General features: G+C 72.0%; 5 protein-coding genes. 4 read left to right on the plus strand and 1 reads right to left on the minus strand.

The genetic code is table 11. The features are described 5' to 3' along the window. Positions 1–123: 123 nt before the first annotated feature. The 3 genes from ABZ371_RS30090 (at position 124) to ABZ371_RS30100 (ending at position 2,758) form a co-directional block, all read left to right on the plus strand. Positions 124–1,458: a M20/M25/M40 family metallo-hydrolase gene (locus tag ABZ371_RS30090; RefSeq protein ID WP_358685522.1), complete on the plus strand. Its 1,335-nt coding sequence runs from the start codon at positions 124–126 to the stop codon at positions 1,456–1,458. Between the two features lie 158 nt (positions 1,459–1,616). Beyond that, positions 1,617–1,850 carry a chaplin ChpH gene (chpH, locus tag ABZ371_RS30095; protein WP_358685525.1) on the plus strand — a complete coding sequence of 78 codons (234 nt, stop codon included), beginning with the start codon at positions 1,617–1,619 and terminating at the stop codon, positions 1,848–1,850. Between the two features lie 137 nt (positions 1,851–1,987). Further along, positions 1,988–2,758 carry a chaplin gene (locus tag ABZ371_RS30100; protein ID WP_358685527.1) on the plus strand — a complete coding sequence of 257 codons (771 nt, stop codon included), beginning with the start codon at positions 1,988–1,990 and terminating at the stop codon, positions 2,756–2,758. Positions 2,759–2,846: 88 nt separating this feature from the next. Here the strand turns inward: ABZ371_RS30100 and ABZ371_RS30105 are convergent, their stop codons facing one another. Beyond that, positions 2,847–3,035: a DUF5703 family protein gene (locus ABZ371_RS30105; RefSeq protein ID WP_358685530.1), complete on the minus strand. Its 189-nt coding sequence runs from the start codon at positions 3,033–3,035 to the stop codon at positions 2,847–2,849. A gap of 47 nt (positions 3,036–3,082) precedes the next feature. On the opposite strand from ABZ371_RS30105, the gene ABZ371_RS30110 reads away from it, so the two are divergent. Further along, a complete protein-coding gene (locus ABZ371_RS30110) occupies positions 3,083–3,745 on the plus strand; it encodes a hypothetical protein (RefSeq protein ID WP_358685532.1) in 663 nt (220 codons plus the stop codon). The last annotated feature ends 114 nt before the right edge of the window (positions 3,746–3,859 follow it).

Consider the following 3,859-nt stretch of genomic DNA (forward strand, 5'->3'; position numbering starts at 1 on the left):
GGCCGGCCGGGGGCCGGCCGGGGGCCGGTCGGGGACGGCGCTGGGGGGCGGCCGGTCTTGGGTGCGCGGCGCGGGCGCGCGAGGATGAGGGGGAGCACCACCGCGACAGTGGGAGGAACCAGCATGAGCGAGGCCGACACGGCCCGGACCGGCATCGGTGAGTCCGCCGAGAACGAGGTCGTGGACCTCTGCCGTGACCTTATCCGGATCGACACCAGCAACTACGGCGACCACTCCGGCCCCGGGGAGCGGATCGCCGCCGAGTACATCGCGGAGAAACTCGCCGAGGTCGGGCTCGACCCGAAGATCATCGAGTCCCACAAGGGCCGTGCCTCCACGGTGGCCCGGATCGAAGGGGAGGACCCCTCCAAGCCGGCCCTGCTGATCCACGGGCACACCGACGTGGTGCCGGCCAACGCCGCGGACTGGACGCACGACCCGTTCTCGGGAGAGATCGCGGACGGCTGCGTGTGGGGACGCGGCGCGGTCGACATGAAGGACATGGACGCCATGACCCTCGCGGTCGTCCGTGACCGGATGCGCAGCGGCCGCAAGCCCCCGCGCGACATCGTGCTGGCCTTCCTCGCCGACGAGGAGGCGGGCGGCACGTACGGCGCGCGCCATCTCGTCGACCACCACCGTGACCTCTTCGACGGGGTCACGGAGGCGATCGGCGAGGTCGGCGGCTTCTCGTTCACCGTCAACGAGAACCTGCGCCTCTACCTGGTGGAGACCGCGCAGAAGGGCATGCACTGGATGCGGCTCACCGTGGACGGCACCGCCGGGCACGGCTCGATGACCAACAACGACAACGCGATCACCGAACTCTGCGAGGCCGTCGGCCGGCTGGGGCGGCACACCTGGCCGGTCCGGGTGACCAAGACCGTGCGCTCCTTCCTCGACGAGCTGTCCGACGCGCTGGGCACCCCGCTCGACCCGGAGGACATGGAGGCGACGCTCGCCAAGCTCGGCGGGATCGCCAAGATGATCGGCGCCACCCTGCGGAACTCCGCCGCGCCCACCATGCTCGGCGCCGGGTACAAGGTCAACGTGATCCCCGGCCAGGCCACCGCCCACGTGGACGGGCGCTTCCTGCCCGGTCACGAGGACGAGTTCCTGGCCGACCTCGACCGGATCCTCGGCCCGCGCGTGAAGCGGGAGGACGTGCACGGGGACAAGGCCCTGGAGACGAGCTTCGACGGCTCGCTCGTCGACGCCATGCAGCTGGCGCTGAAGGCCGAGGACCCGATCGCCCGCGCGGTGCCCTACATGCTCTCCGGCGGTACCGACGCGAAGTCGTTCGACGACCTCGGCATCCGCTGCTTCGGCTTCGCCCCGCTCAAGCTGCCTCCGGAGCTGGACTTCGCGGGCATGTTCCACGGGGTGGACGAGCGGGTCCCGGTGGACGGCCTGACCTTCGGTGTCCGGGTGCTCGACCGGTTCATCGGCCACGCGTGAACGGGCTGCCGGGCGGGCTCCCGGGCCCCGATCCGACAGCGTGTTCGTATCTGACCGAAAGGGTGAAAGACGACACGCACTCGTAGCCCCGCCACTCCCTCCTCGTTACAGGTGGTGCGGTCCGCGGCTGGGACCGCACTTGTCAACCAGGAGGAATTATGATCAAGAAGGTCGTCGCAATCGCGGCAGCTACCGGTGGTCTCGTGCTCGCGGGTGCCGGTATGGCGTCCGCCGACGCCGGCGCCCAGGGTGCCGCCATCGGCAGCCCCGGCGTCATCTCGGGCAACGTCATCCAGGTGCCGGTCCACGTCCCGGTGAACGTCTGCGGCAACACCATCAACGTGATCGGGCTGCTGAACCCCGCCTTCGGCAACGTCTGCATCAACGACTGACATGCGAAGTCAACCCGTAAGGGTGTGAGTCCGGCCGGCCTCGGAGTGCGCGCCATGCACTCCGGGGCCGCTGGGCATTCGGCCCCCGCACGGTGTGTCCGGGGCATTTCGGTAGGCAGAAGGCAGGAAAGCAACCTATGCGACAGGTCACACGTAAAGGCCTGATCACCATGGCGGCCGCGGGCGGAGTCCTCGCGCTCGGTGGCGGCTACGCCCACGCCGACGCGGGAGCGGCCGGCGGCGCGTCGAACTCACCGGGAGTGCTCTCGGGGAATTCGATCCAGGTCCCGGTCGACGTACCCGTCAATGTGTGCGGGAACTCCGTGGACGTGGGCGGTCTGCTCAACCCCACGAGCGGGAACGACTGCGGCAACGGCACCGCGGGCTCCGCGCACGAGCAGGCGGACAGCTCCTCGTCCGGTCACGGCTCCGGCGACCGGGCGTCCGGCGGCCACGGTTCCGGCAGCTCGGCGTCCGCAGGCCACACCGCGGGGCACGAGGCCCGGGGCGGCGGGGAGGGGACGGGCAGGCACCGTGCCTCCGGCACCTCGGCACAGGCCGAGACGGCCGGTTCACCCGGCATCCTCTCCGGCAACCAGGTGCAGGCGCCGGTCGAGATCCCCGTGAACCTCTGCGGCAACAGCATCACCATCGGCGGGCTGCTCAACCCGGTCTTCGGCAACGACTGCGAGAACGACACGGACGCGCCCCCGCCCGTCGTGCCGCACACCCCGCAGCAGCCGGTCGTCCCGCACACACCACAGGCTCCCGAGCCCCAGCTGGTGCCGGGGGAGCAGCTCGCCCGGACCGGCGCCGGCGGGCTCGACGTGCTCGTACCGGCGGGCGCGGGACTGCTGCTCGCCGGCGCGGGCACGGTCCTGTACCGGCGTACGCGCAGCGCCGTATAGCGGCCGCGGCCCGCACGGTACGGCGCCGCGGGCCGCGCACGGCACCGCGAAGGGGAGCGGGTCCCGCGGCCGCGGGGCCCGCTCCGCCCTACCAGGTGGCCCGGAGCTGGCGGATGATCCGGCGGCGCAACCGGACACGGCGGCTGCCGTCCAGGCGCAGCGTCAGTCGGTCCAGCTCCCAGTGCCCGTACTCGGCATGGTCGGTCAGCAGGCGGGCCGCTTCCTTCCGGGACACCCCGCGCGGCACGTACACGTCGACAAATTCGTATTCCGGCATCGCATCTATTGTGCAAGCACGGCCCGCGTACGGATAGCGTCTGCACTATGTCTGATGCTGCGCAGCCCACCGCTGCCGAGGTACGCGCCGCCGCCGATGCAGTGAAAACCGCGCTCGACCGCCACCTCGAGGCCGTCGAACGCCGTACCGGGGACGACGATCCCGCCGTCTACGACGCGTTCAACGCACTGGCCGCCGCGGCCGAGGTCTACGACGAGTTCCTGTACGACCGCTACGACGAGGTCACCCCCTTCGAGATCCCGGGTGCCGGGGACTCCTTGCCGCCCTACGCAGGTCCGGAGGAGCCGCACGCCGTCAGCGTGCTGATCAGACGGGACTACGCGGTCGCGGAGCCCTCGCGGCTGCTCGCCCAGGCGCGGCGGCTCACCGATCCGGATCCGGACGGCCAGCAGGCCCGGGCGGCCTCGGCGCCGGCCGCGGGCGTGCACGCCGCGCTGGGCGTGCTCTTCGGGGAGTACGAGGCCGACGAGATCGCCTCCCGGCACAAGGAGTTCGGGCTGGAGGAGGGGGACTCCACGCTCTGGGTCACCGCCGCCGAGGAACTCCCGGAACCCGGGGAGTGGCTGGAGGAGCCCTTCGAGGACGCGGACCCGTCGCTCGTGGTCTGCCGCTTCGACGTGAGCGCGGTCTTCGACGATGACGACGGCCCGGACGACGATCCGGACGGCTCCGCCCCGGACCGCCCCTGACGCGCCCGGTGCCCGGCGGGAGCGACGCGTCGTCGGCGTCCGCCGGGAGGACCGGCCGCCGCCGTCCCCGGACGGGAGCGGCGTCCCCACGGCCGTGGGGGCCCCGGGGGCGCC

It is taken from the genome of Streptomyces sp. NPDC005899, from assembly GCF_040629645.1.
Classification (GTDB): domain Bacteria; phylum Actinomycetota; class Actinomycetes; order Streptomycetales; family Streptomycetaceae; genus Streptomyces.